The organism is Kiritimatiellales bacterium, assembly GCA_041656295.1.
Taxonomy (GTDB): Bacteria; Verrucomicrobiota; Kiritimatiellia; order Kiritimatiellales; family Tichowtungiaceae; genus Tichowtungia.
In genome coordinates this window covers 1-26,290 of sequence record JBBADV010000025.1, presented here as the reverse complement: position 1 = coordinate 26,290, position 26,290 = coordinate 1, and the positions used below count along the sequence as shown (strand labels likewise).

Sequence of the window (26,290 nt, the reverse complement as noted above, 5' to 3'; positions counted from 1 at the left end):
ATCCCTCCAGCAACAGGGTGTCATCCTTATGAGTCAACGAAACAATCCGCCCCCCTCTGCGGCCCGTGCTTCGGTGTCTTTTTTTATGAGTCAATTCGCTAATACAATGTTATTAAAATCACCTTGCCTCGTCATTCGGATTTGCCTATCTTCCTCACTTGTCATTTTTTAAGGCTGAGTAGCTCAGTTGGTCAGAGCAGCGGAATCATAATCCGCGTGTCGGGGGTTCAATTCCCTCCTCAGCCACCAGCTAATCGCAACAAAATTATTTCATCTGAATGACAGTCGGAAAATAAAAACGCCGGAAAAATTTTCCGGCGTTTTTTATTCAGTAAACGCTGCTTACCCATTAGCCCGTGCAAATTCCTGCATGAATTCAACGAGTGCATCAACGCCGTCGGAAGGAAATGCGTTGTAGATGGACGCACGAATTCCACCGACGGAACGATGTCCTTTCAGCCCGGCCATTCTTCTAGCAGCAGCCTCTTTGATGAACTTGGCTTCGAGCTCTTCGGTCGGCAGACGGAAAGTAACGTTCATCGGTGAACGCCATTTTTCAAGTGCGGTTCCGGTGTAGAACGACGTAGCGTCGATTGCAGTATAAAGCTTTGCAGCTTTGGTTTCGTTGATTTTCTGAATTCCTTCGACGCCGCCTTTTTTAAGCAGCCAGCGCGTAACGAGCATGAGCATATAAATTGGAAATGTCGGCGCAGTATTTTTTAATGAATTTTCTTTAATAAAAACACGGTACTGAAAAAGTTCCGGCAGCGTTTCCGGCGCGCGCTCGGCGAGGTCGTTGCGAATGATCACGAGCGTTACACCGGCGGGAGCGAGATTTTTCTGTGCACCGGCATAAATTAAACCAAACTGCGAAATATTAACCGGTCGCGACAGAATATCAGACGACATATCCGCGATCAGCGGTGCAGCAGTTTTGGGAAATTCTTTTACCTGCGTTCCGGCAATGGTTTCATTCGACGTGATGTGAACATATGCAGCACCATCCGTAAATTTCAGGTCGCTGTTTTCCGGCATACGGGTCGGGATATCCTTTGAGGTGTCGGCGATCACATTCACCGTACCTAGTTTTTTCGCTGCTTTCACCGCACCGGTGCCCCACGACCCGGCATTAATATAGTCGGCCGTTTGATCTTTGCCGAGCAGGTTCAACGGAATGAGTGAAAACTGTGATGTTGCTCCGCCGGTCATAAACAGAACGCTGTAACCGTCTGGAATCTTCAACAGCGTTTTCAGGTTGGCAATCGCCTCTTCGTGTACAGCGGTGTATTCTTTGCCGCGATGACTCATTTCCATAATGGACATACCGGTTTCCTTAAAATCCAGCAGCTCCGCCTGAGCCTGTTGAAGAGCCTCTTCCGGCAGAACTGCCGGACCTGCGCTAAAATTATATGCACGCGCCATATTGTGATCTTCCTTTCGAGGTTTAAATCAGGAAAAATATCACGTCCCCTTCACCCGCGCAAATCGAATATTAAGGAAATGCTGGCAGGAACATCCGCCGCTTGACAACCTGTAACGAAAGAACTATTCCCATGAACACCAACGATCAAAAATCTGCACCCCTTCGGTGTCTTTTTTATATGAGGCAATACGCTCGGGTTCCAGCTCTCATAAACTTTAGTAAAAAACACTGTTGCTACTTTCTGTTCTGCCGTTTTTTCTACACCGGAAATGCTTCCTGCTCTTCCACTTTGGATGAAAGCAGGTCGTGGTAAAAGGCGGCAAAGCTGGCTTGCATGTACGGCAGCAGCCAAATAAAGCCTATTCCAAGCGTTAAGACACACAGAAACGCCCAGCCGAAAAACCGCCATTGCAAAAGGAACAGCCGGAATTTATTCCCATCCATGAATTCACGGCTGCGCGTAATTGCTTCGCGGATGCCAACCGATGAATCATTCGCCAGAATAAAAAATGTTTGCGAATATGAATAGGCTTTGATTATGCCGGGAATGATAAACAGCAATGTCCAAAGCAATAAAAATAAGTTTATCAGCAAATATGTTCCTGTCGCTTTCCAGAAAATCCGGAAGCCGTCAAACAGTTGTGGAAAACGCGGAACACCGGACATCACATTCAGAAAAAAAACAGATAGACCGATCGAAAGCGGCCCAACAATCAGATAAAAAATAAGCGGAATTTGCCCGACGCTTTGAAGCAATAATATATAAACCAAACAGGTTCCGATAGCCCTGCCCCAGTTTCCTGTTAATCCGGCGCGGGCGGCGGCGGTAATTTCGCGTAACGGTGTCATGCTCATCATAAGACGTCCTCATTTTTAAGACAATTTAGGCATCTTTCAGCGCCGCATCAATATCGGGCACGGCGGAGAGCAGTGTTTTTGTGTAGGTATCCTGCGGATTTTCGCACACCTGATCTGAATCGCCGATTTCAACAATTTTACCTTTATACATCACTGCAATACGATCGCTCATAGCGCGAACAACGGCAAGATCGTGTCCGATAAAAAGATAAGCCAGTCCGCGCTCCTGCTGCAGGCGTTTGAGCAGTGTAATAATTTCCGCCTGCACCGAAACATCGAGCGCCGAAACCGGTTCGTCGGCGATCAGCAGTTTCGGCTCCAGCGCCAGTGCGCGCGCAATTCCGATCCGCTGACGCTGCCCGCCGGAAAATTCATGCGGATAACGCCTCAGCCAGTCCGGACTGAGTCCGACATCCTGAAACAGCGCCGCCGCTTTCTTGTAGCACGCCGCTCGGTTCGCGCCGATTTTGTGAACCAGCAAAACCTCTTCAATCGCCGAGCCAACCGTCATGCGCGGATTCAGCGAACCGAACGGATCCTGAAACACCATCTGCGCCTGCCGGCGGAAATTTTTCAGCGCGCGCCCTTTTAAACGGCTCACCTCCTGTCCGGCAAATAAAACAGTACCGCCGGAGATTTTTTCGAGTCCAAGAATTGCGCGGCCGAGCGAGCTTTTACCGCACCCGCTCTCGCCGACCAGCCCAAGCGTTTCTCCGGCGTTCAGCGAAAAACTTACGCCGTTCACCGCCGTAAGTTCGCCGTATTGAACAACCACATTTTCGACTGTCAGTAATTCATTCATGATGTAATCGGGGGACAGCGGCAATGAGGTTTTTGGTGTAAACGTCCTGCGGATTTTTTAAAACTGTTTTTGTATCGCCGGATTCGACGATTTTTCCGCGGTGCATCACATAGATGCGGTCGGCGGTGTTCGCGACAATGCCGAGGTTGTGCGTGATTAACAAAATGGAGAGCCCGCGTTCGGCGCGCAGTTGCAGCAGCAGTTCGAGAATCTGTTTTTGAACGGTTACATCCAGTGCGGTGGTCGGCTCATCGGCAACCAGCAGATCGGGGTCGCACGCCAGCGCCATTGCAATCATGGCGCGCTGCTGCATACCGCCGGAGAGTTCATGCGGATAGGATTTCGCGGCGCGCGCCGGTTCAGGCAGCCCGACCGATGCCAACAGTTTTTTCACTTCGGTTTTTACATGTACGCCGCGCCGGTGCAGTTTAATCGCCTCGCCGATCTGATACCCGACGGTGAACACCGGATTAAGTGATGTTGCCGGTTCTTGAAAAATGTAGGCAATTTTTGCACCGCGCAATGTACGCAGTTCTGCATGGTTCATCGCAAGCGTATCGGCACCGCGAAACAGAATTTTTCCGCCGGCGATGCGCGCCGCCGGCTCCGGAATCAATTTTGCCAGCGCCAGCGCACTGATGCTTTTACCGCTGCCGCTTTCGCCGACCAGCGCCACAATTTCACCGGAAAAAATCTGAAAACTCACGCCGTCCACCGCGCGCACCGGATTTTCCGGCGCGCCGAAATGGACGGCCAGATCCTGAACATCAATGAGGCATTGCTGATTTTCTATTCCATTCATGATTTTCAGACTTCTGACTTTCCGACCTTCGACTGAATTATCGCATCCGATAAATTAACACCGGCCCGATAATGAAATAAACCAGTACCGGCAGCCAGCCGCCGAGCCACGCCGGAATAAGCTCCTGTTTCCCCAGACTCTGCGCGACGAGCTGCAGCAGATAGAACCCGAAGAAAAATCCCATGGCCGTCATAATTCCGGCGAGCGCGCCGCGCCGGCCGGTGTGTGTGCCAACCGGCACGCCGAGCAGTGTCACGATGATGCAGATGAGCGGCGTTGACATCCGCGCATGCAGATCCACTTTCATACGCGTGCGCGTGTTGCCGGTGATCTCTTTGGTGTTGAGATAGGTGATCATCTCCTGCGACGAAAGAAACTGGGGATCCTTGATTTCAGCCATGAACGTCGCCGGTGTTTCGTGCAGTTCGCGCATTTCACGGTGCGAAATCATCTCCGGCGCGCCGAGCAGATCGCCGTTTGCACGATAGTGCTGAACAGTGATTCCGGCGAACCACCAGCGGCCGTCCATCCACATCGCTTTTTCCGCCTGAATTTTTTCGGCATCGGAGCCGTCCTCACGCTGAATAATGAGTTCAATGCTGTACATGGAATGGTTGCGGGTATCGATCCGGCCGATCATCCAGACATGATTGCGGTCTTTCAGCGCAATGTTGCGCGCAAAAAATGTGGCGGCATCGCGACCCGATTTTTGATAGTCGAGAAACTGCTCGGCGCGGTACGCGCTGTCCGGCGCAATTTTTTCGTTGATGATGGCTGTGACGAGGCTCGCGATTATTCCGGCGCCAATGAACGGCATGACGATGCGGTAGATGCTCACACCGCCGGCGCGCATGGCAATAATTTCGCTGTGGCGCGTGAGTTGCGACAGGCTGTAAAGTACGGCGAGCAGCAGGCAGGCCGGAATAATCAGCACAATCACCGGCGGCAGAATCAGGCTGTAATAATAGAGGATATCCAGAAATCCGATGCCGCTTTCAAGAAAGTCGCTGAAATTGTCAAACAGGTCGCTGATAATAAAAATGAGTGTGAATCCGAGCAGACAGTACAGCAGCGGAAACAGCAGGCACCTGAAAAGGTAACGGTTCAGAATTTTCATATTAACGCGGACAGCCTATTCAACCGTCTGAAACCCGACAAGGATTTAATACTGCGTAATCCTTAATTCCGCCCGCCGGCTTGCGGTCTTTACTCGCCGCGTAAACCGCATTATGCTTGCCTCATGAAAACACCTGATGTGCAGATTGGCGTACCGGTAACCTTTATCATTCTCGGCGCAACCGGCGACTTAACGCTCCGGAAACTGATTCCGGCGCTTTATGTCATCTTCCGCGAAGGCATCCTGCCGGAAAATTTTGCCATCATCGGGTTTGCGCGGCGCGAATATGATGACGAAAGTTTTGCGGCGCTAATTGCCAAAGCATTGAGCAGACACAGCCGGATTCCGGTGGACGATGAGTCGCTGAAACACTTCTGTTCGAAAATTTCATATCATCGCGGCGATCTGGCCGATTCCGGCGCATACAACACATTGAAGAACAAACTGGACGCCGGCATGCCGGAAAATCATCTTTTCTATCTTTCCATCGCGCCGGAATTCATTCAAACCGCCGTCTCACAGATTCAAGCCGCCGGCCTGGTTCAGCCGCCGTCCGCCGGCTCATGGACACGCGTAATTGTCGAAAAACCGTTCGGATACGATCTGAGCAGTGCCCTGGCGCTCAACCAGTCGCTGCTCGAAAAACTGGATGAATCACAGATTTACCGGATTGACCATTATCTCGGCAAAGAAACCGTGCAAAATATTCTTTCCTTCCGGCTGGCGAACGCAATTTTTGAACCGGTATTCAACCGGACCTATGTGGATCACATTCAGATCACCGCCGCCGAAACAGTCGGCATGGAAAGCGGACGCGGCGCGTATTACGACACCGCCGGCGCGTTGCGCGATATGGTGGCGAACCACCTGTTCCAGCTGCTGTGTCTGGTGACAATGGAGCCGCCGGCCGGTTTCGAGGCAGCGTCCATCCAGAATGAAAAACTGAAAATTCTACGGACGCTTCGCCTCGACACAGATCGCAAAAAGAATCCGGCGATCTGTTTTGCGCAGTACGGCGCCGGAAACGGGATGAAGGCGTTTCGCGAAGAGGACCGGGTGGCTCCGGAATCGGACACCGAAACTTTTGTCGCGCTGCGGATGGAGATTAACAACTGGCGCTGGGCGGGCGTGCCAATCTATCTGCGCACCGGAAAACGGCTCGCCGGAAAAACTACTCAAATTCTGGTTCAGTTTAAAATGCCGCCGCTGGCGCTCTTTCAGCACGTTGCGTGCGAGGGTGATGTATGTGATCTGACGGCTGCCAAACCGAACACGCTCATTTTCAGCATCCAGCCTGACGAAGGAATTTTTCTGCAGGTTTCGGCAAAACGACCGGCTATGCAGATGATCGTTGAAAACATCAATATGGATTTTTCCTACGCCGGACGCTGGGACAAAGCCCTGCCGGAAGCTTACGAACGCCTGCTGCTCGACGCCATGCGCGGCGATGCAACGCTTTTCACGCGTTCCGATGAAGCCGCCGCTGGGTGGGCGGTGATCGACGAAATCCGGCGCCGCGCCGGAAATATAAAACCGGCGATTTACGAATCCGGCAGCTGGGGGCCGAAAGAAGCGGAAGCCATCCTTTCCGGCGAGACACGGTGGTATAATAACAGCCGATGAAGCTTTCATGAAAGCCATGCTTATTTACATCACAACGCCATCACGTGAAGACGCAGAGAAAATTGCCGGAATAATTATTGCTGAACGGCTCGCGGCCTGCGCCAATATTTTTCCAGGCATCACTTCCGTTTACCGGCAGGAGGAGAGCGTCCGCCGCGAAACAGAAACCGTAATGATCATAAAAACCGCCGGCGGCAATACTGAAAAACTCACCGCCCGCATCTGTGAGCTTCATCCTTATGAATGCCCATGCATTCTTGTTCTGCCGGTTGAAAAGGGGAGTCCGGATTTTCTCGAATGGACCCGTACAAACTGCTCTACTGTTGGCAGGGAGGATCGGTAATGGAAAACAGGTTTACTCTACAAAATATTGCAGACCGCTGCGGATATGCAAAATCGACGGTTTCCATGGCCATGCGAAATCATCCGGGAATTCCGGCGGAAACGCGGGAAAAAATTCTGCGAATTGCTAAAGAAATGGGCTACCGCCCCAACCCGCTGGTCGGAGCGTTAATGACGCAGCTTCGGTGCAAAAGCGCGGTACGCACGGAAACCATTGCGCTGCTGAATCTTGCAAAACGCAGTTCGACCTCGCTGGAAAAAAGCGATCGGTTTTATGTGCAGCTTTTTGAAGGAATCAGGCAGGAAGCGGATGCGTCCGGTCTAAAGATTGATGAATTTGTTATCGATCTGGACAATCCGATGCCGGGACTTTCCAGAATTTTACTGACGCGCGGAATCCACGGACTGCTGATTTTTTCCGGCGGCACTCTGGACCGGCTGCGTTCGATTCTTGACCTTTCCCGCTTTGCGGCAGTACATGCCGGATTCGGTGAAAAAGATCCGATTCATCAGGTTGTTTCAGATTATATCCATAATATGGATGTCGCGTTCCGCGTCATCCAGCAGGAATATATTAAAAAAATCGGATTTGCGGTGCAAAACCTGCGGGACGATCAAACTAATTTCAGTATGTCGTCGCGGTTTCTACATCATCAGCGCAACATTCCGGTCAAAAACCGCATTCCGTTTATTACAAATACGAAACCGGATTTTTCGACAGAAGAATTTTTGGAATGGATTAAAAAATACACACCGGAAGTTATCCTTATTGCCGGAACCCGTGAATACGACTGGCTGAAAGAATCGGATATTTCCATTCCCGGTGACTGCCGGGTAATTAATTTAGTGTATCGAAAGGAACCGGGAATCGCCGGAGTCAATCCGCAGACCGACCGCGTCGGGCGCGCCGCAGTATCACTGCTTCTTTCGCTGCTGCAAAACAACCAGATCGGCCTGCCGGAATTTCCGCAACAGATTTCAATTCAAGGAGACTGGGTGCCGGGCGAATCCTTTCCTCAATCCGGAAACTGACAGCCGCGCTAGAGCATTTTAAATTAATGTATAGCCGCAAAAACGTGCAAAAATCGCAAAATAATTATGGGCCGAATGATTGATAAACCGCAGAGCGCACTGAGAACTTTTCAACTCTCAACTGTAAACTGAAACCCCTGAACACGGAACGCGGCGAGGGCGCCGCGTCTACTGCTCTGCCTCTCTGCTAATCCCTGAATGCCTGATGCTTTCTGCAAAACTTCGGTGTGTGTTGTGTATCCCGTGGTTTAAACATCTGCGTTCATCTGCGTTATCTGCGGATTTCCCAAGGCAGGCAAAGATGCCTGCGATACATTACACTTTTGTGTATTTTTGTGTTTCTTGTGGCTATAATTTTTCTTAATACGCTCTAAGCGCAGCAATGACGATTGTTTAATACTTTTGAAATAACCGCCGCTGTTTCTTTCTGCCGAAGCTGAACATAATCCAGTGCTTTTTCGGATTTGCGAAGTGTTCCGGAATAATCGGCATTCAGCGTAATGAGTGCCGCCGCAATTTCCGGTGATTCCGTCTCTTCCACTTCAAAGATCCATTCCGGCAGTCCGATATCGCGCCACATCTGCCCTTTAATTGTGTCGGACGGCAGACGGAGATAAATTGACGGTGTGCCCTGTTTCAACGCAATAATCGGCGAATGCATTTCCATACTGATCAGCGCACGAGCTCTGGCGTAGACGCTGGCAGCTTCATCCGGTGTCCAGTAATGCTCACGCCAGACCATGTAAGGCTTCACATCTTCCGGCATTGGATCAATCAGCTCTTCTTTCGCCAGTTCCATTTCGTAGATCATTTCAGGACAGGCCAGCACTTTTACCGCTGTCTGCCGAATAAATGAAATCAGCGTATCACGCAAAACGGACATGTCACGCTGCCGGTGCTGTTCGCTAATACGTTCGCGCCGCAAATCCTCTTCGGTCGGCGGTGTCTGATGAATTTTATAATACGGAGTGTACCGCAGGCGCGGAATCGCGCAGATAAATTCTTTTTCTTTCAACCCGTGCGCCGCAAGGAAGTTGTCGGCTTTCTTATCGTCGCGCAGTGTAATTGCAAAGGTTGCATCGGGGCCGAACTCCATACACGGTGATGACACGCCGGCTTCCTGAATATTTTTCAGCGAAGCGGTATCGCGGCAGAAAATAAACTCTGCCCCGGAGAGAAGCCGGCGCAGTTCCGGTGAAATTTCCTCCACTGTTACACCGTAAACGCCGTACGGCCTACCGGTCAGTAAAGACCACATTTTCATTTCCGGTTCTGCAACAACTGCAGGCGCGGAACTGTGCAGGAAAAAGTCGGCATCTTCAAATGCCTGCTGCAACTCCGGTGTATCCGGGCGGCCGTCGTCGCCGATTTTTCCGTCGGCAATTTTCAACCGTGGGAATGCTTTTTTCAGCATCGGACCAACGCCGTTATCAATGTGACACGGCCAGAGAATCACATCAACTTCCGGCAGATACGTTTCAAGAATCGACAGCATACCCGGCGTGTGTCCGATGTCGCCGATGTTTATGCTCTGCCACGAGGAGCGGAGGAGAATACAACTCACTGCGCACCTCCGGCCGGGGCAAACGACAGATCATCAAGGCAAACTACCGGATTGGCAGAACTGGATGCGTATGAATAGTCGATGTATGCAATGGTTGTTTTATCTGCATCCGCATCATAAGCAGCCAGACCATAGCTGTTACCTTCTGCCGCATTGGTGATTTTCTGCTCGCTCAGCATTTTTCCGGACGGATCATAAAATTTCACGGTTACTGTGATCTGCGGTGTTGACGGTCCCATACAAACCGTCAGGGCTGCGGCGCGGACACTTTTTCCGGCGGTGAATGCGGTTGTTTTTGAGTCATAGGTTCCAAAGTCAATCCGCAATCCAAAGGCGGTGTTCATGCGGGCGGCGGATGTACGCAGTGAATTCGGGCGGGAGGTTGAAAATGCCGCATTGGAAACATTTACCGGTGCGCGCACTCCGCTGCGTAGAAATTTCAGTTGAATATCCGGTGTTTCGCTGGATGTGAAGTGAAAGATGCATGCATCATTGGCCTGACCGTTGCCGGCAAACGGATAATCGGGGATACCGGCAAAACCGGGAATCCGCTCGAGTGCAATTCTGGACACGGCACCTTTCGCCGGAATCAGCACACGCTGTCCACTGTTCATGGCTTTTCTGCCGGCGAGCAGCGGCGGATCAGTAATCACAGATGTTTCAGCCTGCAGAGAACCTGCGACAGCGGCCGCAGAAACCGACAGAGCGGCGAACAAACGACGATGGAGTAATAATGAAGTTTTCATGGCAATAGAATTTCACACCGGTGTGAGCAAAACAACCGGCGGGTTTGTGTACCCGTTCAATACAGATCCGGTGTAACCGAACGTTATCCCGGATGTACTGCTGGATAATGTTTGAGAACTCAAAAGACTCGCGGAACTGTCATAATATTCAATTGTCATTTCCAGTGCTTGCGCCGATGTTCACATGCCGAGTATCAGCCCGCTGCAATATGGATTCAAAAAACTATTTATACCTGCCGATTTCCAGACCGCAGCTGATAAAATAACGGTACGTTTCATATTCAACCTGATCGGGAATGGAATGGTCGGAGTGCAGAATATAACCGCTGCCGTCCATCATCACCGGCAGCAGCGATTCTAAACAGGCGTTAATCGCCGGCAGATCATTCGCCGCCAGATTCCGGATATCCATGCCGCCGCAAAACGCAATCTGACCGCCGAACTGTTTTTTCAATTTTGCCGGATTCATGCCGGCTTTCACTTCCATCGCCTGCAGGCAGTCCATGCCGGCCTCAATCAGCGCCGGAATTAACGGTTCAACCATACCGCAGGAGTGAACAATACATTTCAGATTGCGTCCGTGTGCGAAATCAAACAGCCGTTTATGTCCGGGCTGAATAATTTCACGGTACATTTGCGGCGACATAAACGGGCGTTCTTTAAACCCGAGATCTTCATAAAACCATAACCCGTCCGGATTGCCTTCTTCCGCAAACAGAATTTCCAGCAGGTTGATGACCAGTTCGACATAGGTGTTTACCATGTCTTTCACCCAGTCAGGATCCAGCGCCATGCCCATCAGCATATATTCGTGTCCGCAGACCGGATGCATCAATTCAAACGGCATGCGTCCCACCCAGTTGAAATAACGCTGTTTTTCTGCACACGCCGCTTTCGCAGAACGGTAGGCGTCAAAATCAATCCGGCGGCGGTCGGGAGTTAACAGCGGTTTGATTTTTCTTCCCAGTCAGCACGGTTTTTAACGGAAAAATCAACGTGCTCCGGTGTCGATGTATGCTGTTTATGTGTGCGCAGTACGGCTCCGTTCCCGTCGCGGTAAAGCAGCGTTTCTACCGTTTCCTCGATAATCTGTTTTTCAAAATTAAGATCCGCGATTTCATTGAGGCAGTATATAATCGACAGATCAAACCCGAAATGATCGTCATAACTTTCACCCGGTTTCAGATGTCTTTCCGCCTCCCACTTTCTGCGTGTATCATCCCAGAAGTGTTCAAACAAACCGATCCGGTCAACCGGTTTCCGCTCGAGAATGCGGTGGATTCTTTCTACGCCTGTCATGCAAAAACCTGTAGTTAATCGCTGATCACCGTTTCCATTGAAAACTCTTTTACGGCGCGTTTCGTTGTGATTTCAATGACACGGTGCTGATGCCGGGGAATCCGGTATTTTAAGGTGTGGTCGAACGCTGGCACGGAGTTGATGGAGATTTCGGTGGATGCCGATATCTGCAGATTGATTTCCGGTGACGTATAAAGTTCCGCGCCGAGTTTCATTTCTCCCGCCGGGACATGAATTTTAATCGCACCGTTTTCTGTGCGAATCTCCGGCTCCACTTCGGTTGCAAGGTGCCAGCGAAACGTTACATTCTGCAAACTCTCCAATTTTACACCGTCCTGCACCGCGACGCGGTTGGCAGAACTGCACTGCCACGAAACATTGCGCGACCACTCCACCGGATAATACGCCATCCCGGCGGCAAGTCCGGTACGCATGGTAACCTCACCGGAAGTTTCCGTGATATTTGTATGCGTCAGCGTGGCAATACCCTTGCCGATATTTACATTATCACCAACCTGCAAAACATTGTGTCCCGCAACGGATCGATAATAACTTTTGTACACCGGATCGGAATAGCCCGGCGTTCCGGCTTCAATTAACACCGGCTTCCCGTTAAAAATCAGATTCAAATGACCGCGGTCCAGATGGTCATGATAATCACTCGCATCGCCGCCGCGGCGGTTGAAATTCCGGAGAGCGACAGCATACCGAACAGTGTCGGACTTGGATCGGTGTACATATTTTTCAGAATCCAGAAATAAATGTCATCCGACGTAATTGCCGCCAGCTGCGTTATGGTTTCATGCACCGACGTGATGCCGTAAAGGCGCTGTCCGCTGTACCAGTCGAACGCATTCACCACATTTCCCCCCGGCTGAAATCCCAGCACCGCCCATTTGGCAATATTGATCAGATTGCCGGAATTGGAAAACCGGTTGTCACCGTTCATTTCCATCATCCGTTTGCACAGCAGCAGTGAAGAGGTTGAGCGGGAAAGTCCGTAGCCGAATCCTTCGCTCATTGATCCGTCAGCACCGATGGTATCAATCGACGGCAGCAGCTGTTCCACACCGTATTCGTAAACAGCCTGCATATCGCCGAGATATGCCGCGCCGATCATCATTCCGGACAGCGGCACGATCCATTTGTTTGATTGATATAACGGCTTTTGCACAAAATCCGGAATCGCATTCACCCAGTCGTGATGTGTTAATTCAACCTCTGTGCGAATGCGGTTAAGCAGATCCGTCCGGAGAACCTCATCGCCGGCAAAAAAATCTGCCGGCAGAATATCCAGTGAAAGAACAATCGCCTGAATCAGGTTGGCGGTGGCCAGATAAATACCGTCATTTACATTTGTCGAAAGCCAGGGATGACCGGCAGGCAGATGCGGCAGAATCCAGCCCTGCCGCTGAAAAGGAATCCATTCCGTAAGTTCACGCAGTTGATTGGTTATGCGGCTTTTTAATTCCGGCGCCGGTGACAGGCGGTACGCCGCCGCCATATAAGGAAGTTCATTTAAAATAAAATCCGAAATGCCGATGTCATTGCACGCCAGTCCGTACATCACCGCGCACTCTTCACCGATCCGGTCGACAACAGTGTAATATTTTGAGCTCAAATCATAGAACTTTACATTCACACCGTTCTTAACTTTCGGGCCGCCGGTCATTTCCTCAATATCACCCGACCGCGCCCAGACCGGTTCCTGCGCCAGCAGCGCCGCCTTATTAATTAATGCATTCAGCTTCTGAGTGGAATCCGCATCCAGTCCGCGCAGTTTTTCAACCTGAGCCGCGAATGAGTGCGGCGACTCATTTCCGGCGCAACCGGAATCGGGGAGAGACAAAAACAGAAAAGACACAATTATCAAATGAAACAGGTTCATTATCAGCCTCCTTAAATCAGCTTCTTGCGGCAGATAACAATATTGCAATCATTGGCAAAAGAAAAAACCTGCCGCACCCGTTCAATAAGCTGGCAAAAAAATTCCGTCGAATTATATTCCCGGAAAATCAGGTAAGGAAAAAATGAGTAGAGAACGCGCGCTGAATGCAATTAACGAGGTGATGAGTGACCGGATTCCGCAATGGGATTTTCCGGATAATGTTTTACTGGCGAAAAAAATTGCATCGTATGATATTTGGGAAGATACAGAACGGACCACCATCGATCTGCTGAAAGTCTGCGATATTGACATGACGCATTGTATTGCCGGCGGTATTGCAGAATGGAACTTTCCACTGGTGCGGTATTATAATGAGGTTGATTTTATAGAAAATGAAGATACCGCAGCGTATCTGAAAGCGTATCAAAAAAAGACCGCCAAGCCGTACCGGTCGATGTATGACAATCTGGGCATGAGCTGTTCAGGATCGTTCTGGGGCATTGCGCCCACGCTGGCGATGAAAAAATATATGTTCGATTCACCGGAAGATGTCCTGGAGTTCAATCCGCTTGAACACGATTCCGCAACGCTCGATGAGCGGATTGAGTTTTTCCGAAATTATTATAGAGAAAAACAGGAATTGCTGGGCGACGACTGCCTGCTGATCGGCTGGTATTATCACACGTTGTTTATGTGGCCGGTGGAAATTTTCGGCTGGGAAAATTTTATGCTGGCGGCGATGACCGATGCGGAACGGTTTAAAGAAATTCTCGATCAGTTCTGGGAACTTTCAAAACGTGACCTTTCTGCTATTGCTGCAGTGGATAATTTGCCATTGATTGGCTGTCATGATGATTTGTGCAGCGCGAACGGCCCGATGTTTCCGCCGGAATGGTACAGAACATTCATTTATGACCGTTACAGTGAAGTCAGCTCGATAATTCGCACCGCCGGAAAGAAAACCGTGTTTGTCTGCGACGGCAATGTCACCGCATTACTGCCTGATATTGCCGCCACCGGCTTTGACGGAATTGCGGTGGACGGACAAACGGATTTAACTTCAGTTGTAAAAAGTTTTTCCGGAAAAATCATCGTTGGCGGAATGAAGCCGGCGGTGGTCAGCCACGGCACGCCGGAACAGATTGAACGGATGGTTCAGGAAACGGTGGCGGTTATAAAAGATGAACCGGGATATTTTTTTCAGAGTTCCGGCATGGCCGGAAAAACACCGATTGAAAATATCGAACATTATCAGGCGTGCATCCGGAAATATGGACAGCGATAATTTTTGAGCGGTGGCTTTTAATTTATCATTTCAATGCCGAGGCGATCGCCGGTGAAAAAGAACCTGTAAAAATGTGATTTTGGAGGGACGGCGGCCTCGCCGTCCGCGGTCGCCGAGGCCGGCGACCCTCCATCTTTTCAATCGGAAAAGGGGCCGTCCCAGCAAAAATATGCGTCAAATTAACAAAAAATGATCTAAACCGTTCCGCGCCGGGCTTCCAGTGCAGTTCTGATGTCTTTCATCCGGTCACGGGTGAGTGGATAGAGCCAGATGAACAGGAGCGTACTGCTCCATAATACAATCGGCAGCAGAATATAAATCCATTTCATCCGGAACAGCACGTCCGGCGTCTGTTCTCCGAGCAGTGCGTTAAATCCGCTGGACTGCAGAACAAATCCGCCCAGTCCGGCGCCGAGAGTAACCGCCAGTTTGGCAAACCAGGAATGAAACGCATTCAGTGAACCTTCCCGGCGGGTATGCGTATATACCTCGTCGTAATCGGCAACATCGCCTTTCATCGACGGCAGGAACAGCCAGACTGCACCGGCCGCACCGGATTCAAAAATTGATGACACCAGCCACAGCCAGGGCATATCCGGGCGCAAGCAGAAAATATTCAGCAAATGTCCGATCACCGTGCAGGAAAGCATAATTCCGACGAGAAATTTTTTATCCAGCCGTTCACTCAGCCATGTCCAGAGCGGAATGCCGAGAATGCCAACCAGCATCACACCGGTGGAGCGCACGCCGTTGAGCACGGAGGCCGAACTCAGATCACCGCCGTAAAGCAGATAGATGCTGGCATACTGTCCCAGTGTATTGCTGATGCCGCTGCCGAGAATCAGGAAAAATGTAATGCCGATCACGCCCCAGAGCGGACCGCATAAACACGATTCTTTGATGCTTTCCCAGAATTTTGTGCGGTGGCCGGTTTTCACCGCCGACTCATAATAGCGTTCTTTGACAAACAGCACCGGCCGGATTAGCGCCGCACAATCGTGACAGCGGAAAGTTCCGCGGCCAGCGCCATATCCATGGCGGCCGCGCGGAAGTGCGGCGTGCACTCTACATGTGTGCCATGAGTGCACGGCGGAGTAATCCGATCCTGAAGGAGTTTTACGAACGGCTCATTGCCAGCGGAAAAAGAAAAAATAGTGCTCATCGCAGTGGCGCGCAAATTAATCGTACTGGCGAACCGGCTGCTTGCAGATCCCGGGTTCCAGCTCTCATACCTTTTTCAATAAACACTGTTGCTACCTTCCATTTTTATCTACGATAAATTGTCCTTGGTGTCCTGCGCGGTTAAAATCTCTTTTTCTTTACGGCTCTGCGTGCAGAATTTTTTCACGCAAAGCCGCAGGCAACCGTGTCCCGCAATTATCATCAGGGATGAAACTCTGAAAGTTTTACCGTCCGGTTTTCATGTGCAGAACGGATGGCGGCGAAGGCCACCAGCGTTGCCCGGACGGTGTCATCAATGCCGCACACCACCGGCCCGCAACCGTGAATCTGCTCCACAAACCGGTCGATGGCATGCGCGTGTCCCTTGTCCGGCTCGGCCGTAAACTGTGCCATCGGATCGCCGGTTTTTATCACATCCTCACACGCCGCCGCTTTTTTCTCCAGCCAGCCGAACAGTCCGCCTTCTTGGCCGATGTCCGGATGATGATCGTTCAGCATCGGATAAATGATACGCGCCGGCGCATTCGTAATTCCGGCGGTACGGACTTCCAGCATGTGGTCAACCACGACTGCTGCGCCGTTGCCGAACATTTCATACAGCTCTTTCGGATAGCCGAACGTTCCGTTGGCGCCCATCAGCAGTGTGGCAATTTCTCCGGTTTTATAGCGGATGATAATGCCGTGATTGAGCATGCCCTGTTCCATCGCCATCACTTCTACCGGTTCGGCGGCCAGAAACCAGTTGCACAGATCGGTGAAGTGCGTCATTTCAAACAGCATCGGGCCGTGCGGCGCCTGCTCTTTATCAAACACCCAGGATTTCCAGCTGTACCAGTCGTCGTTAATCCGCACGGACATGGCGGCAGTGCCGTCGTCCGCGCGCGGCGGACGGTCGGCGCCCTCGCGGTCAAACCGCCACCGGCAGGGCTGCGGGTTTTCCATGTGGCTGCGGAAAATCCAGTGTGCATCCTGCATCGCCGGGCTGCTGCGCCGGTTGTGTCCAACGCAAAACGGAATGCCGGATTGTTTTACAACGGCCTGAATCTCAAACATCTCCTCGAGCGTGCGCGCCACCGGTTTTTCACAATAAACCGGCTTGCCGGCGGCGGCGGCTTCGCGAATCAGCGGCAGCCGCATTTTTTCGGTAGTCGCAATGCAAATCGCATCCACATCCGGATCGTGAATAACCGTTTTATAGTCGTTGCTGACGTGCAGCACGCCGAATTTATTGCGGCATTCCGCCAGCGCTTCATCGGACAGATCGCAACAGGTGTGCAATATCGTTTTTTCAGATTTCGCAATGTTTGGAATGTGCTGACTGCGCGCCAGCATGCCGCATCCGATTACTGCAAAATTAATTTTTTTCATGATGATACCCCGGCTTGGTTTATCCGCCGCCGGATCACTTTCGCCGGAATCCCGCCGACGATTGTATACGGCTCAACATCTTTGGTTACCACCGCACCCGCTGCAACGACCGATCCGGTTCCGATCCGGCAGCCGGCAGTGATGACTACGTTGGCGCAGATCCAGACGTTATCTTCTACAACAATTCCGCCGGTATCGGTGTGTCCCGACCAGCGCATCGGTTCGCTGATATCTTCAGGGATCAGATGATCGCTGCCCAGCAGCTTCGCGTCGTAGCCAATCATCACTTCATTGCCGATGACGATCGATTCATGTGTTTTTGCTCCCGGTCCCAGCAGCACGCCGCGTGACAGATTCACATAATCACCGATTTGAACATTGGACGGCAGACCGACGCAGACGCGCTCATAAATTACCGGCAGCTTCCCGATTTTCATGCCGCGCATTTTTAGCAGCGCCGCTTTGATCCGGCAGTTCAGCGGCGTATATTTTGCAACGCGGATGAACAGATCGGAGAAGGTCTGAAACGGAGAGATGATGAATGTATGCCGCAACCAAAGGAAAATGTTCAGCGGAAACTTCGGCTTTACAACGTCTGCAAAATCTTGGCTGACCGGATGTTTGCTCATCAATAACTTCCTTCGTATTTAATTATGAATCACTTGACTATGAGCCTCTGTAAAAAAAGTACCAATGTAAAAATAGGTCATAAATACTATACTTTTTTAGACATGAATCTCTCCGGTAAAACATAGCCGTGCAGTGTACTGCTTAACCCGGCTTACCGCCCGGCTGCTTTGCCGGCGTCGGCCTCAACAGCATTCAAATCAACATACGCCGCCAGCGGCGATTCACTGGCTGCCAGTTCGCGCATGATAATTCGCGCAATACGTTCTGCGCCCTCTTTATTGGTGTGGCTGGGATCGATAGTTCCCTGGCTGGTAATTCTATACAATCCGGCGGCTCTCTCTTCACCCAGTTCTTCCCATTCGCGCACCTGGTTATCCCAAAGTTCAAGGCAGGGTTTGTTTAACTCCGCCGCCACTTCACGAATCGCCAGCGAATGTTCAATCCGCTCCCGGCGGATGGCTTTGCCGGATTTATGAAACACCGCTCCGGTTTTACCGGCGTTAAAATTCATTGCCGTGTTGAGGGTTACAAAAATAATGCGCGCGCCGGCGGCATCGGCATCCGCTGCATAACGCCGGAGATTATCGCGAAACGTTGTTTTTGGATCAGTATAGCCGGGTTTATTGGTGGTGTCGTTCGCCCCCAGCGTCATCAGAATATAATCCGGCTTATCCGCCAGCAGGTTTTTCCAGAGCCCTTCCGCCACAAAACTTGTTGTACTGCGTCCGCTTTTTGCATGGTTCAACACGGCCACACCGGGTTTAAAATAATTGCCGATCACTTCGCCCCAGCCCCAGATCAGTTCCGGCGAACCGGAATAATACGACTCACAGGCGGAACTTCCGGCAACGGCGACTTTGATTGGTACGCCGGTATCCGCATATCCGTACAGGCTGACTGCAAAGAAAAATGATATAATGGATAATTGCATCTTTACTTCCTCTGTGACTGCACCGGTTCTAAAATTTTATATTTTCCGAATTTTATTTTTCACATGTTACACAGCCGCCGGAAAAGTCCAGCCGGAAAAACCGGACAGCATGACCGCTCTTTTTTAGACAACACCTCTTGACACCGGCGAAATTTCCATGAAGCTTATCATCTGCATGGAAAAGCACATTGCATTATGTTTACCGCCGCAGGAAGTGGAACAGCTGCTGCCGGCGGTGCTGGATTATGCCGGACGCACCGGCTGGCGCGAGGTTTCGCTGATTCCGGTAATCCTGGGAATTTACGGAAAATTTCCCCGCACAAAATTTGACGGCGCAATTTTAAAAATTTCCACGCCGGAAATGCAGGCAGCTGCCAAAAAAATGGACTGTCCGATTATAAATATTTCTCAGGCGCTGTCGATCGCCGACTGGCCGCTGTGCACATTTGATAATTATGAAATCGGCGTGCTGGCGGCCAGACATCTGATCTCCTGCGGCGCAAAAACATTCAGCATGATTTGTTCCGCACAGGAATTTGCCAAATACCGGCGCCAGGGATTCACCGATGAACTGCACCGGCAGGGCTTTACTCTGCCGGAAGAAAACCTGTTTTCCCGGAAAGAACTCAACGGTAAGAAATTCCGGTACACCATTCTCTCCTGGCCGAACTGCGTCGGAGTATTTTCAGATTCTGACCCGGGCGGCAGACTGTTTATTCAAATGGCTGAAAAACTGGGACGGCATATCCCAAGTGAAATTGCAGTACTCGGTTGCGACAATATGGTCAACATCTGCATCGACTGCGTTCCGGCGCTGAGCAGCATTGAACTGCCGGAAATGGAAGTCGGCATCGCCGCTTGTAAACTGCTCGACCGGCTGATGCGAAGCAAAAAACCGGTACCGCACAAAACAATTATCAAACCGAAACAAATTGCTGTGCGCGGCTCAAGCGATGTTCAGATGCTCGAAGATCCGCAGGTCACCGCTGCGCTGCAGATTTTAAAAACACCGAAAGGTCTGCGGATGAATGCCGAAGAACTGGCGCAGCACCTGATGATTACACGTCGCACACTCGACCGCTGGTTTTACCGCAGTCTGGGGCGTTCCGTCGCCGATCATATCCGTGAACTGCGGCTGGAGCGGATAAAAAAAGAGCTTGCAGCGGGGAATCAGACCGTCGCCGAAATCGCACTCGATGTCGGTTATCAATCCGCTACGCATCTGAGTAAAGTACTGCAGAAATCCACCGGCATGTGTCCTTCAGATTTCCAGAAAAGCAGGTAAAGGGAAACTGGCATCGGCACGGACGGAGTACGAAAAACCGGAGCGGATGCAATCATGGCAGATCACCCGTCGCACCGGCACGAAAAATCGGTTTTTAACCGGTAAAGAGACCGTAAATTCAGCGGAACGTTCCGGCCAGACTCAAGCGTGTCTGTTCCGGCCGTTACACTAAAAACTCCGCCGTTTGAAATTTGAACCCCGTAATGCCCTGAGTATGGTATGGAGCGCCGCGTGTCATTATTTTCCTTTTGTTGTAACTATCTGAAAGAAAAAGATGACCGGTGCTTTTTTCATTTCTAAGACGCTCTTCCATCATACGCCGTATTTTATAAATAAAAACTTCAACGATGCTAAATTTTAATTTTTGAATAACCGGATTTATTTACCGTTAACTATCTGGCTTTTTCAGCCAGCGTCAATTTCTTTCCGGATGCCAGCCACTGATCAAGAATGATTTTACAGTATTTGCTTTTCGAAATATGCATCGAGTGAGCACGCTTTTCCAGCTCTTCAGCCATTCCCTGCGGCATGTTTATGCCGATAGTCTTTGTACCTTTACCTATAGGGTTTGTTGCCACAACACACCTCCTTCTCGTCAAGTTCACTGGTATTAGAAATCCGATTTCCTTAACCAGCTTTTCTTTTCAATTACATGAAAAAACCAGCTCATATAACTATTTGATAAAAAGTAAAATTCATAATAAGCAATCCGCTGGACTTACTTGCTTTTAAATACCGATGAGTACAAAGGTATTTTAAAATCTGTTTTGAAATGCTTTTACCTTTGATGTAATGTTTTCTCTCACTATATTTTTTTATATTAACTTGTTGAGTGTATCTCTTCTTCAGATTTATTGCACCTGTTTTCTTAAAGATTTTTTACAGAGTTTATCTGTAAATAAATATTGGCATTAAAATTTGATTTTTCTATATGAAAGAATGACTTGTAAGGAATCTACGCACTCATTGATCATACAACAAATCCCCAGGATTATATATATGCATATTCCATAGTTAACTCTTCACCATAACTCCTTCGCTTCATATCTGCTGTGGCTAACGGGTTTGCCGGAATCTACATGGGACAGCGTTTGTATATGTATTAACGCCGCTTGCGTTATCGACGCATCTGGATGAATTAAAAAATCACGGCAAAAAAACTTTAGAATCGATTTTTCAGACGGTGTCGAGTCAGCTGATAAAGCGCTATGCGGATTTTCTACCGGTTTGTTTCCGATGAACATGTCGCCGGCGATGACATTAATTTCCGGCGCGTCGTACGGTGATGTTTTTTGCGAGCACGCACAGCTCGATTACAGCGAAGAGCAGAAAGGCATAGCCGAGCAGTTCAACACTCTCTTCCGCCGCCATTTTAACACTGCGCAGATACTCTTCGCCCATCAGGCTCCGCCATAAAAATTTGCGGCCGAAGAAACGTGAGAAAATATAAGTGGTTAAAAATCCGCAGCTAAAAAACCCGCCGGCGACGGATGGCAGAAACAGTTTGAGTTCGTTGAAAAACTCACTTCGATGGCGCCAGGTGAACCAGAGTGCGGCGATCACAAGCGGCGCGACAAAATATACCCAGCTTCCGTGTCCAAGCCATTGATCAAGAAAGCCGTCCATTTCACGAATAAACGAAGCTGCGAAAAAAGCGGCCAGCAGAAATGCCGACCGGCGGAAAAAATATTTATATGACATAAACAGGCAGATTGCCGCACAGAAAAAAAGAACGGTCAGTTGCGACATCTCGGTCCACGAGGCTTCGGAGAACGGTTTAACGTTTGTGTTATAGGCGTCGAGCGTGATGAGTCCGACGACAGCAAGTACGATAAAAATATATCCGGCAAAGCGCAGGGCCGGTGCGAATATGGAGTTGGGAATATTAAAAACTGATTTCATAAATTCTATTTATTTAATTTTTTACTGCCGGGAAGTGTAGCGGATAGGGTGCGTCGATGACGATACTTTCTTTACTCACCGGATGAATCACCGTGAGCTGCCTGTGATGCAGTGCAATTGTTCCGCCGGAACGTTTGTCCGGCGAACCGTATTTTCCGTCGGCGAGAACCGGGCAGCCGGCGGCCGCCAGTTGTGCACGGATCTGATGATAGCGCCCGGTGTGCAGTTGAATTTCGAGCAGTGAAATTCCACCGCCGGTTTGTAATACGCGATACTCCAGCCTGCATTCGCGCGCACCGGGATGATTTTCTCCGACAACTTCCGCTTTAAAATCGCCATGCAGTAAATAATGGAACAGCGAACCGGCAGCTTCCGGCGGCGTGCCGGACACAACGGCATGGTAAAGTTTTTTAAACCGGCGCGCACGCATATCGGCATTCAGCCGCGACAGCGCTTTGCCGGTACAGGCAAATAAAACCACTCCGCTGACCACCCGGTCAAGACGGTGCACTGCATGCAGAAACACATTGCCGGATTTATTGTTGACTTCCCTGATATATGCCTTTGCGCAGTCTTCCAGGCTGGTACGCTCCGTTCCGCTCGGCTGTGTCAGCAGCCCAGCCGGTTTATTCACTGCCAGCAGATGGTTGTCGTGATAAAGAACATTAAAATTCATGGTGTGAGCATACGGCAGGGTAAAAATTCTGGCAACGGGAAGAACCTATGAAAAACATGGACGAACACAGACTTTTGCCCAACAAGCGCGGGCGGGCACAGAAGAGTTTCTCCTCCACATTTGTCCGCTGCCCCCGAAGTTGCGGCAACCGGCGCGCTTGCATTGTTGAACCTCTGCATCTATCCGATCGACCGGCAACTGCATGCACTTGCCATTGAAATTGAATTTGCAAAAAAGGCAGTTCCACGGAACGGCTCCGCCGCCGGCACCGCCGGCGCCAGCACAATGAAGTTCAACTTACGCAATCCATCGCGCAAACGCGCCGCTGGGCAGAGGCATAACACCGGCGCTGCCGGTGAGGAGCATCTCGCCGCAGTCGGTTTTGCCGCCGGAGTTTTTTAGCCATTGTGCTAACAGGTTTTGCAGAGTCATTGGGGAATATTCCGGTGTATGACAGCTTAACAGTAAAAAGAGCGGGTTTTCTGAGAGCAGATCGCGGCAGAGGTCGAGCAGTACCGGCAGGTGTTCCTGAATTTTAAACACTTCTCCCTTTTTTCCGCGCCCGAATGACGGCGGGTCGAGAATGATGGCATCGTAATGGCGGTTGCGTTTTAACTCGCGCCGGAGAAATCCGGCGGCATCATCGACAATCCAGCGGATCGATACATCCTGCAGGTTGTTCAGTGCCGCATTTTCGCGCGCCCATTCAACCATTCCTTTGGAGGCATCGAGGTGGCAGACTTCGGCGCCGCCTTGTGCCGCGGCGAGCGTTGAACCGCCGGAATAGGCAAATAGATTTAATACGCTGACCGTACCGGTTTTTTCTTTGCGTTCACGCACCGCTTCTCGAATCCAGTTCCACATGACGCGCTGTTCCGGAAAAATTCCGAGATGACCGAAATCGGTGGATGAAAGGTTAAATGTAATTCCGGAGACGCTGATGTTCCACTGATCGGGCAGGTTGTGGCGGTTATGCCAGCGGTTGCCGGCGTCGCGATCAAAACCGGCGGCGGCATCGTTCCAGATTTTTTCCGGCAGCGCCGGATGCCACACTGCCTGTCCGGCGGGTCGCACAAGTTTTACATCGCCAAAGCGTTCGAGTTTGCGCCCGTCGCCGCTGTCAATCAGCTCATAATCGTCGTTCATGGATTTACGAATAACATGTTGGTTAAAAAAAATAAACAGTTCCGTTTCAATAAACGGTGTCGCCTGATAACATTTGCACTTAAGCGTTATTCTCCGGCGGGAGCCGCATGCCGGATGGAAGATGAACCGTATGCGGGTGTATGAAGAAGGTTTACAACTTGATCGATCTCGGCAGGGTCCTCAGCCCGGGTCATGAATCGCTGTGGGAGAAGAGGATGCGCAAGCACCGGTACCGATCCGATTCAACGTATATGTAACCGTACAGTGCGTGGAAACGAGAACACAAACCGGTTCATCCGGCGGTTTATTCCGAAAGGCAGGAAACCGGACGACTCAGCTGAAAAATGCTTCACGAAATTGAAACATGGATTAACACCTGTCCCCGGAAGATCTTGAATTTTAAAACAGCCGAAGAACGGTTCAATCAGAAAATCACCGCATGAACCACAAAGCTCCAACCGGACACTTGCTTTTACATCTACCCTCATAGCAGCAATGGTAAGAAAAATACAGCTGCCGGTTGATTTCGCAGGTAGAATCTGTTAACTTCGTACGCTCAATTTAACCGGAGAGGTGGCGGAGTGGTTGAACGCGCACGCTTGGAAAGCGTGTTTACTCTGAAAGGGGTAACGAGGGTTCGAATCCCTCTCTCTCCGCCATCCTTCGCGCGACATTTTTACTTTCATTTTTAGTCGCTATTTAACTGCTCAATGCTACTATCCATCGCCCGAATAAAATAGAAGCAGAAAATCGCTGATTAAAATATCGAAGAATTTTGCACAGGACTGTAATCGCTAACGGTGAAGAAAATGGTTTTAATAATGCTGAAATCGAAGATTCACATGGCAACACTGACCGGCGCCGAGCTGGATTATGAAGGCAGTATTGCGGTGGATCAGGATTTGCTGGATGCTGCCGGAATCCTGCCGGGTGAACAGGTGCATGTGGTGAATCAGAATAACGGTAATCGCTTGATCACGTACGCCATTTCCGGCGAACGCGGTTCCGGTATTATTGAGTTAAACGGCCCTGCCGCCCGGCTTGGGCATCCCGGTGATAAAGTGGTGATTATCGCCTATGCGCAGATGGACGAAACTGAAGCCAAAACGTATCGGCCCGTCATTATTTTTGTTGATAAAAAAAACCGGCAAAAATAAATAAAGCGGAGCTCTCTTCCTGCTTTTTTATATCTGCAGCATCGGACTGCCGGATACTGATCTTCAGGCACCGGGCTCATTTAGCGGGGAAATTCGTCTATTCTGAGTGAGCCGGCCGGGACTCGAACCCGGGACCCTGTGATTAAAAGTCACATGCTCTACCAACTGAGCTACCGGCCCTTAAAGGAAAGCGCATAAAGTACGGGAGAGCAGGACACTTGTCAAAAACCAATCTGCTTTTTTTAACTTTTCTGTGCAGGGGGTAGATTGTAAAAGCAAGTGTCCGGTTGAAGCTTTTTGATTCATGCCGCCATTTCCCGAGTGAACCGTTCTTCCGCTGTTTTAAAATTCAATAGTTTTCGTGGATAGGTATTGATCCAGGTTTCGATCTCCTGGAGCATGTTTCTGCTGATTCGTCCTAACTTTTTCTCTTTCGGAATAAACCGCCGGATGAATCGATTCGCATGTTCATTACTTCCGTGTTTCCACACACTGTACGGATGGGCGTAATACAGATGCGTCCGCTTCCCGCTTTTAAACGAGTGCTCCATTCCGGCATAATCAAGCCGTTCACTGCCGTTGTTCGGGGAAAAATACTGTGGAATGTCTCAACCCTCATTTGCCGTTCGATTTCATTGAGTACACGAATCACACCGCTGGAGAACACCGTTTGACCACAATCTGCTCCTTTAGAAACGCCGCCAACTACGGGTTGATCTGTGCCGGATTCGATCGTTTACGCCGCTGTTCATATACCGTCTGACCCCGCGCGCCTCGTTATAGCGCTTTTCGGCGGAATCGCGTCCGGTACGATAGGTCAGCCAGCCGCGCTGACGCTCCCGCCGGATGGTACGCTCCGCACGTCCGAGCAGCGCGGCAATCCGGACGGCCGGTTCTCCCCTCCGGTGCAACACCTCAATCTGAATGCGCTCTTCGTACGTCAAATGCGTTCCCTTCCGCGGGTGAGGTGCGGTATGTTCTACCTGTTCCATGCCGGTGTTCCTTTCCTTTGTTTTGTCGAATGAAGAAAGGTTCATTCCGGCATGGAACATTTCCGACTCCAACCGGACACTTGCTTTTACAATCTACCAGTCAATTCGCGCGGCGTATTGCCTCATATAAAAAAGACACCGAAGGGGTGCTGATTTTTGATCGTTGACGGGCATGGGGTAGTTCTTTCGTTATGGTTTGTCAAGCGGCGGTTTTCCCGGCCTGTTTTTTCAGTTCTTCCA

27 protein-coding genes and 3 tRNA genes are annotated in these 26,290 nt (G+C 50.4%); 8 read left to right on the top strand and 22 right to left on the bottom strand.

The window, feature by feature from the left end; genetic code table 11:
* Positions 1–172: 172 nt before the first annotated feature.
* Positions 173–249: transfer RNA gene (locus WC959_11850), tRNA-Met, on the top strand.
* Between the two features lie 93 nt (positions 250–342).
* On the opposite strand, the gene serC is transcribed toward WC959_11850, so the two are convergent.
* The 5 genes from serC to WC959_11825 form a co-directional block, all read right to left on the bottom strand.
* On the bottom strand, positions 343–1,422 hold the full coding sequence (serC, locus tag WC959_11845) for a 3-phosphoserine/phosphohydroxythreonine transaminase (protein ID MFA5689814.1): 1,080 nt from the start codon (positions 1,420–1,422) through the stop codon (positions 343–345).
* Positions 1,423–1,681: 259 nt separating this feature from the next.
* Positions 1,682–2,281, bottom strand: a complete 600-nt coding sequence (locus WC959_11840; GenBank protein MFA5689813.1) for a DUF975 family protein — start codon at positions 2,279–2,281, stop codon at positions 1,682–1,684.
* 25 nt (positions 2,282–2,306) lie between these two features.
* Positions 2,307–3,083 (bottom strand): ATP-binding cassette domain-containing protein, encoded by a 777-nt coding sequence (locus tag WC959_11835; protein ID MFA5689812.1) that lies wholly within the window; start codon positions 3,081–3,083, stop codon positions 2,307–2,309.
* A complete protein-coding gene (locus WC959_11830) occupies positions 3,076–3,885 on the bottom strand; it encodes an ABC transporter ATP-binding protein (GenBank protein MFA5689811.1) in 810 nt (269 codons plus the stop codon). Before WC959_11830 ends, WC959_11835 begins: the two co-directional genes overlap by 8 nt.
* Before the next feature lie 37 nt (positions 3,886–3,922).
* Positions 3,923–5,002, bottom strand: coding sequence for an LptF/LptG family permease (locus tag WC959_11825; GenBank protein ID MFA5689810.1), 1,080 nt, complete (start codon positions 5,000–5,002; stop codon positions 3,923–3,925).
* Between the two features lie 123 nt (positions 5,003–5,125).
* Between WC959_11825 and zwf the strand changes: the two genes are divergently transcribed.
* The 3 genes from zwf to WC959_11810 are packed head-to-tail and all read left to right on the top strand — an operon-like array spanning position 5,126 to position 7,999.
* Entirely contained in the window at positions 5,126–6,625 is a 1,500-nt protein-coding gene (gene zwf / locus WC959_11820) for a glucose-6-phosphate dehydrogenase (GenBank protein ID MFA5689809.1), read from the top strand.
* 7 nt (positions 6,626–6,632) lie between these two features.
* Positions 6,633–6,968, top strand: a complete 336-nt coding sequence (gene cutA / locus WC959_11815) for a divalent-cation tolerance protein CutA (GenBank protein MFA5689808.1) — start codon at positions 6,633–6,635, stop codon at positions 6,966–6,968.
* Entirely contained in the window at positions 6,968–7,999 is a 1,032-nt protein-coding gene (locus WC959_11810) for a LacI family DNA-binding transcriptional regulator (protein ID MFA5689807.1), read from the top strand. Before cutA ends, WC959_11810 begins: the two co-directional genes overlap by 1 nt.
* 370 nt (positions 8,000–8,369) lie before the next feature.
* On the opposite strand, the gene WC959_11805 is transcribed toward WC959_11810, so the two are convergent.
* From WC959_11805 to WC959_11780, 6 genes are all read right to left on the bottom strand, one after another.
* A complete protein-coding gene (locus tag WC959_11805) occupies positions 8,370–9,563 on the bottom strand; it encodes a polysaccharide pyruvyl transferase family protein (GenBank protein MFA5689806.1) in 1,194 nt (397 codons plus the stop codon).
* Entirely contained in the window at positions 9,560–10,216 is a 657-nt protein-coding gene (locus tag WC959_11800) for a hypothetical protein (GenBank protein ID MFA5689805.1), read from the bottom strand. The genes WC959_11805 and WC959_11800 overlap by 4 nt, the downstream gene beginning before the upstream one ends.
* 316 nt (positions 10,217–10,532) lie before the next feature.
* Complete coding sequence (locus tag WC959_11795) at positions 10,533–11,156, bottom strand: uroporphyrinogen decarboxylase family protein (protein MFA5689804.1); 624 nt, start codon at positions 11,154–11,156, stop codon at positions 10,533–10,535.
* A 92-nt stretch (positions 11,157–11,248) separates the two neighbouring features.
* Entirely contained in the window at positions 11,249–11,608 is a 360-nt protein-coding gene (locus WC959_11790) for a hypothetical protein (protein MFA5689803.1), read from the bottom strand.
* 14 nt (positions 11,609–11,622) lie between these two features.
* Positions 11,623–12,237 carry a heparinase II/III family protein gene (locus tag WC959_11785; protein ID MFA5689802.1) on the bottom strand — a complete coding sequence of 205 codons (615 nt, stop codon included), beginning with the start codon at positions 12,235–12,237 and terminating at the stop codon, positions 11,623–11,625.
* Positions 12,234–13,496, bottom strand: a complete 1,263-nt coding sequence (locus WC959_11780; GenBank protein MFA5689801.1) for a hypothetical protein — start codon at positions 13,494–13,496, stop codon at positions 12,234–12,236. The genes WC959_11785 and WC959_11780 overlap by 4 nt, the downstream gene beginning before the upstream one ends.
* A gap of 142 nt (positions 13,497–13,638) precedes the next feature.
* Here WC959_11780 and WC959_11775 point away from each other — a divergent pair, with 142 nt between their 5' ends.
* Positions 13,639–14,781, top strand: coding sequence for a uroporphyrinogen decarboxylase family protein (locus WC959_11775; protein ID MFA5689800.1), 1,143 nt, complete (start codon positions 13,639–13,641; stop codon positions 14,779–14,781).
* A gap of 194 nt (positions 14,782–14,975) precedes the next feature.
* Here the strand turns inward: WC959_11775 and WC959_11770 are convergent, their stop codons facing one another.
* The 4 genes from WC959_11770 to WC959_11755 form a co-directional block, all read right to left on the bottom strand.
* Complete coding sequence (locus tag WC959_11770; protein MFA5689799.1) at positions 14,976–15,755, bottom strand: MFS transporter; 780 nt, start codon at positions 15,753–15,755, stop codon at positions 14,976–14,978.
* Between the two features lie 409 nt (positions 15,756–16,164).
* Positions 16,165–17,331: a Gfo/Idh/MocA family oxidoreductase gene (locus tag WC959_11765; GenBank protein ID MFA5689798.1), complete on the bottom strand. Its 1,167-nt coding sequence runs from the start codon at positions 17,329–17,331 to the stop codon at positions 16,165–16,167.
* Positions 17,328–17,960, bottom strand: a complete 633-nt coding sequence (locus tag WC959_11760) for an acyltransferase (protein ID MFA5689797.1) — start codon at positions 17,958–17,960, stop codon at positions 17,328–17,330. Before WC959_11760 ends, WC959_11765 begins: the two co-directional genes overlap by 4 nt.
* A gap of 152 nt (positions 17,961–18,112) precedes the next feature.
* Positions 18,113–18,892: a GDSL-type esterase/lipase family protein gene (locus tag WC959_11755; GenBank protein MFA5689796.1), complete on the bottom strand. Its 780-nt coding sequence runs from the start codon at positions 18,890–18,892 to the stop codon at positions 18,113–18,115.
* Between the two features lie 157 nt (positions 18,893–19,049).
* Between WC959_11755 and WC959_11750 the strand changes: the two genes are divergently transcribed.
* Positions 19,050–20,177: a helix-turn-helix domain-containing protein gene (locus tag WC959_11750; protein ID MFA5689795.1), complete on the top strand. Its 1,128-nt coding sequence runs from the start codon at positions 19,050–19,052 to the stop codon at positions 20,175–20,177.
* 392 nt (positions 20,178–20,569) lie between these two features.
* On the opposite strand, the gene WC959_11745 is transcribed toward WC959_11750, so the two are convergent.
* The 4 genes from WC959_11745 to WC959_11730 form a co-directional block, all read right to left on the bottom strand.
* The gene (locus WC959_11745) at positions 20,570–20,755 is read right to left on the bottom strand and encodes a hypothetical protein (protein ID MFA5689794.1); all 186 of its coding nucleotides are present in this window, start codon (positions 20,753–20,755) and stop codon (positions 20,570–20,572) included.
* Between the two features lie 682 nt (positions 20,756–21,437).
* The gene (locus tag WC959_11740; GenBank protein ID MFA5689793.1) at positions 21,438–22,079 is read right to left on the bottom strand and encodes a hypothetical protein; all 642 of its coding nucleotides are present in this window, start codon (positions 22,077–22,079) and stop codon (positions 21,438–21,440) included.
* 13 nt (positions 22,080–22,092) lie between these two features.
* A complete protein-coding gene (locus WC959_11735) occupies positions 22,093–22,755 on the bottom strand; it encodes an RNA pseudouridine synthase (protein ID MFA5689792.1) in 663 nt (220 codons plus the stop codon).
* A gap of 297 nt (positions 22,756–23,052) precedes the next feature.
* Positions 23,053–23,901, bottom strand: a complete 849-nt coding sequence (locus WC959_11730; protein MFA5689791.1) for a class I SAM-dependent methyltransferase — start codon at positions 23,899–23,901, stop codon at positions 23,053–23,055.
* A 567-nt stretch (positions 23,902–24,468) separates the two neighbouring features.
* Here WC959_11730 and WC959_11725 point away from each other — a divergent pair.
* Positions 24,469–24,560, top strand: a tRNA-Ser gene (locus tag WC959_11725).
* Positions 24,561–24,710: 150 nt separating this feature from the next.
* A complete protein-coding gene (gene panD / locus WC959_11720) occupies positions 24,711–25,058 on the top strand; it encodes an aspartate 1-decarboxylase (protein MFA5689790.1) in 348 nt (115 codons plus the stop codon).
* 107 nt (positions 25,059–25,165) lie between these two features.
* Here the strand turns inward: panD and WC959_11715 are convergent.
* The 3 genes from WC959_11715 to WC959_11705 all read right to left on the bottom strand — a co-directional run bounded on the left by WC959_11715 (position 25,166) and on the right by WC959_11705 (position 26,050).
* Positions 25,166–25,238, bottom strand: a tRNA-Lys gene (locus WC959_11715).
* A gap of 122 nt (positions 25,239–25,360) precedes the next feature.
* Positions 25,361–25,609, bottom strand: a complete 249-nt coding sequence (locus WC959_11710; protein MFA5689789.1) for a hypothetical protein — start codon at positions 25,607–25,609, stop codon at positions 25,361–25,363.
* 138 nt (positions 25,610–25,747) lie between these two features.
* Positions 25,748–26,050, bottom strand: coding sequence for a helix-turn-helix domain-containing protein (locus WC959_11705; protein ID MFA5689788.1), 303 nt, complete (start codon positions 26,048–26,050; stop codon positions 25,748–25,750).
* Positions 26,051–26,290: the final 240 nt, after the last annotated feature.

Bases quoted from the DNA above. Each gene is read 5' to 3' on its own strand.
- WC959_11790 (MFA5689803.1), bottom strand. From the start codon at position 11,608: ATGACAGGCGTAGAAAGAATCCACCGCATTCTCGAGCGGAAACCGGTT.
- WC959_11740 (MFA5689793.1), bottom strand. From the start codon at position 22,079: ATGAAATCAGTTTTTAATATTCCCAACTCCATATTCGCACCGGCCCTG.
- WC959_11775 (MFA5689800.1), top strand. From the start codon at position 13,639: ATGAGTAGAGAACGCGCGCTGAATGCAATTAACGAGGTGATGAGTGAC.
- WC959_11825 (MFA5689810.1), bottom strand. From the start codon at position 5,002: ATGAAAATTCTGAACCGTTACCTTTTCAGGTGCCTGCTGTTTCCGCTG.
- WC959_11835 (MFA5689812.1), bottom strand. From the start codon at position 3,083: ATGAATGAATTACTGACAGTCGAAAATGTGGTTGTTCAATACGGCGAA.
- WC959_11840 (MFA5689813.1), bottom strand. From the start codon at position 2,281: ATGATGAGCATGACACCGTTACGCGAAATTACCGCCGCCGCCCGCGCC.
- WC959_11710 (MFA5689789.1), bottom strand. From the start codon at position 25,609: ATGGAGCACTCGTTTAAAAGCGGGAAGCGGACGCATCTGTATTACGCC.
- WC959_11810 (MFA5689807.1), top strand. From the start codon at position 6,968: ATGGAAAACAGGTTTACTCTACAAAATATTGCAGACCGCTGCGGATAT.
- WC959_11705 (MFA5689788.1), bottom strand. From the start codon at position 26,050: ATGGAACAGGTAGAACATACCGCACCTCACCCGCGGAAGGGAACGCAT.
- WC959_11750 (MFA5689795.1), top strand. From the start codon at position 19,050: ATGAAGCTTATCATCTGCATGGAAAAGCACATTGCATTATGTTTACCG.
- WC959_11735 (MFA5689792.1), bottom strand. From the start codon at position 22,755: ATGAATTTTAATGTTCTTTATCACGACAACCATCTGCTGGCAGTGAAT.
- WC959_11755 (MFA5689796.1), bottom strand. From the start codon at position 18,892: ATGCAATTATCCATTATATCATTTTTCTTTGCAGTCAGCCTGTACGGA.
- serC (MFA5689814.1), bottom strand. From the start codon at position 1,422: ATGGCGCGTGCATATAATTTTAGCGCAGGTCCGGCAGTTCTGCCGGAA.
- WC959_11765 (MFA5689798.1), bottom strand. From the start codon at position 17,331: ATGAAAAAAATTAATTTTGCAGTAATCGGATGCGGCATGCTGGCGCGC.
- panD (MFA5689790.1), top strand. From the start codon at position 24,711: ATGGTTTTAATAATGCTGAAATCGAAGATTCACATGGCAACACTGACC.
- WC959_11830 (MFA5689811.1), bottom strand. From the start codon at position 3,885: ATGAATGGAATAGAAAATCAGCAATGCCTCATTGATGTTCAGGATCTG.
- WC959_11730 (MFA5689791.1), bottom strand. From the start codon at position 23,901: ATGAACGACGATTATGAGCTGATTGACAGCGGCGACGGGCGCAAACTC.
- WC959_11795 (MFA5689804.1), bottom strand. From the start codon at position 11,156: ATGCCGTTTGAATTGATGCATCCGGTCTGCGGACACGAATATATGCTG.
- WC959_11760 (MFA5689797.1), bottom strand. From the start codon at position 17,960: ATGAGCAAACATCCGGTCAGCCAAGATTTTGCAGACGTTGTAAAGCCG.
- zwf (MFA5689809.1), top strand. From the start codon at position 5,126: ATGAAAACACCTGATGTGCAGATTGGCGTACCGGTAACCTTTATCATT.
- cutA (MFA5689808.1), top strand. From the start codon at position 6,633: ATGAAAGCCATGCTTATTTACATCACAACGCCATCACGTGAAGACGCA.
- WC959_11780 (MFA5689801.1), bottom strand. From the start codon at position 13,496: ATGAACCTGTTTCATTTGATAATTGTGTCTTTTCTGTTTTTGTCTCTC.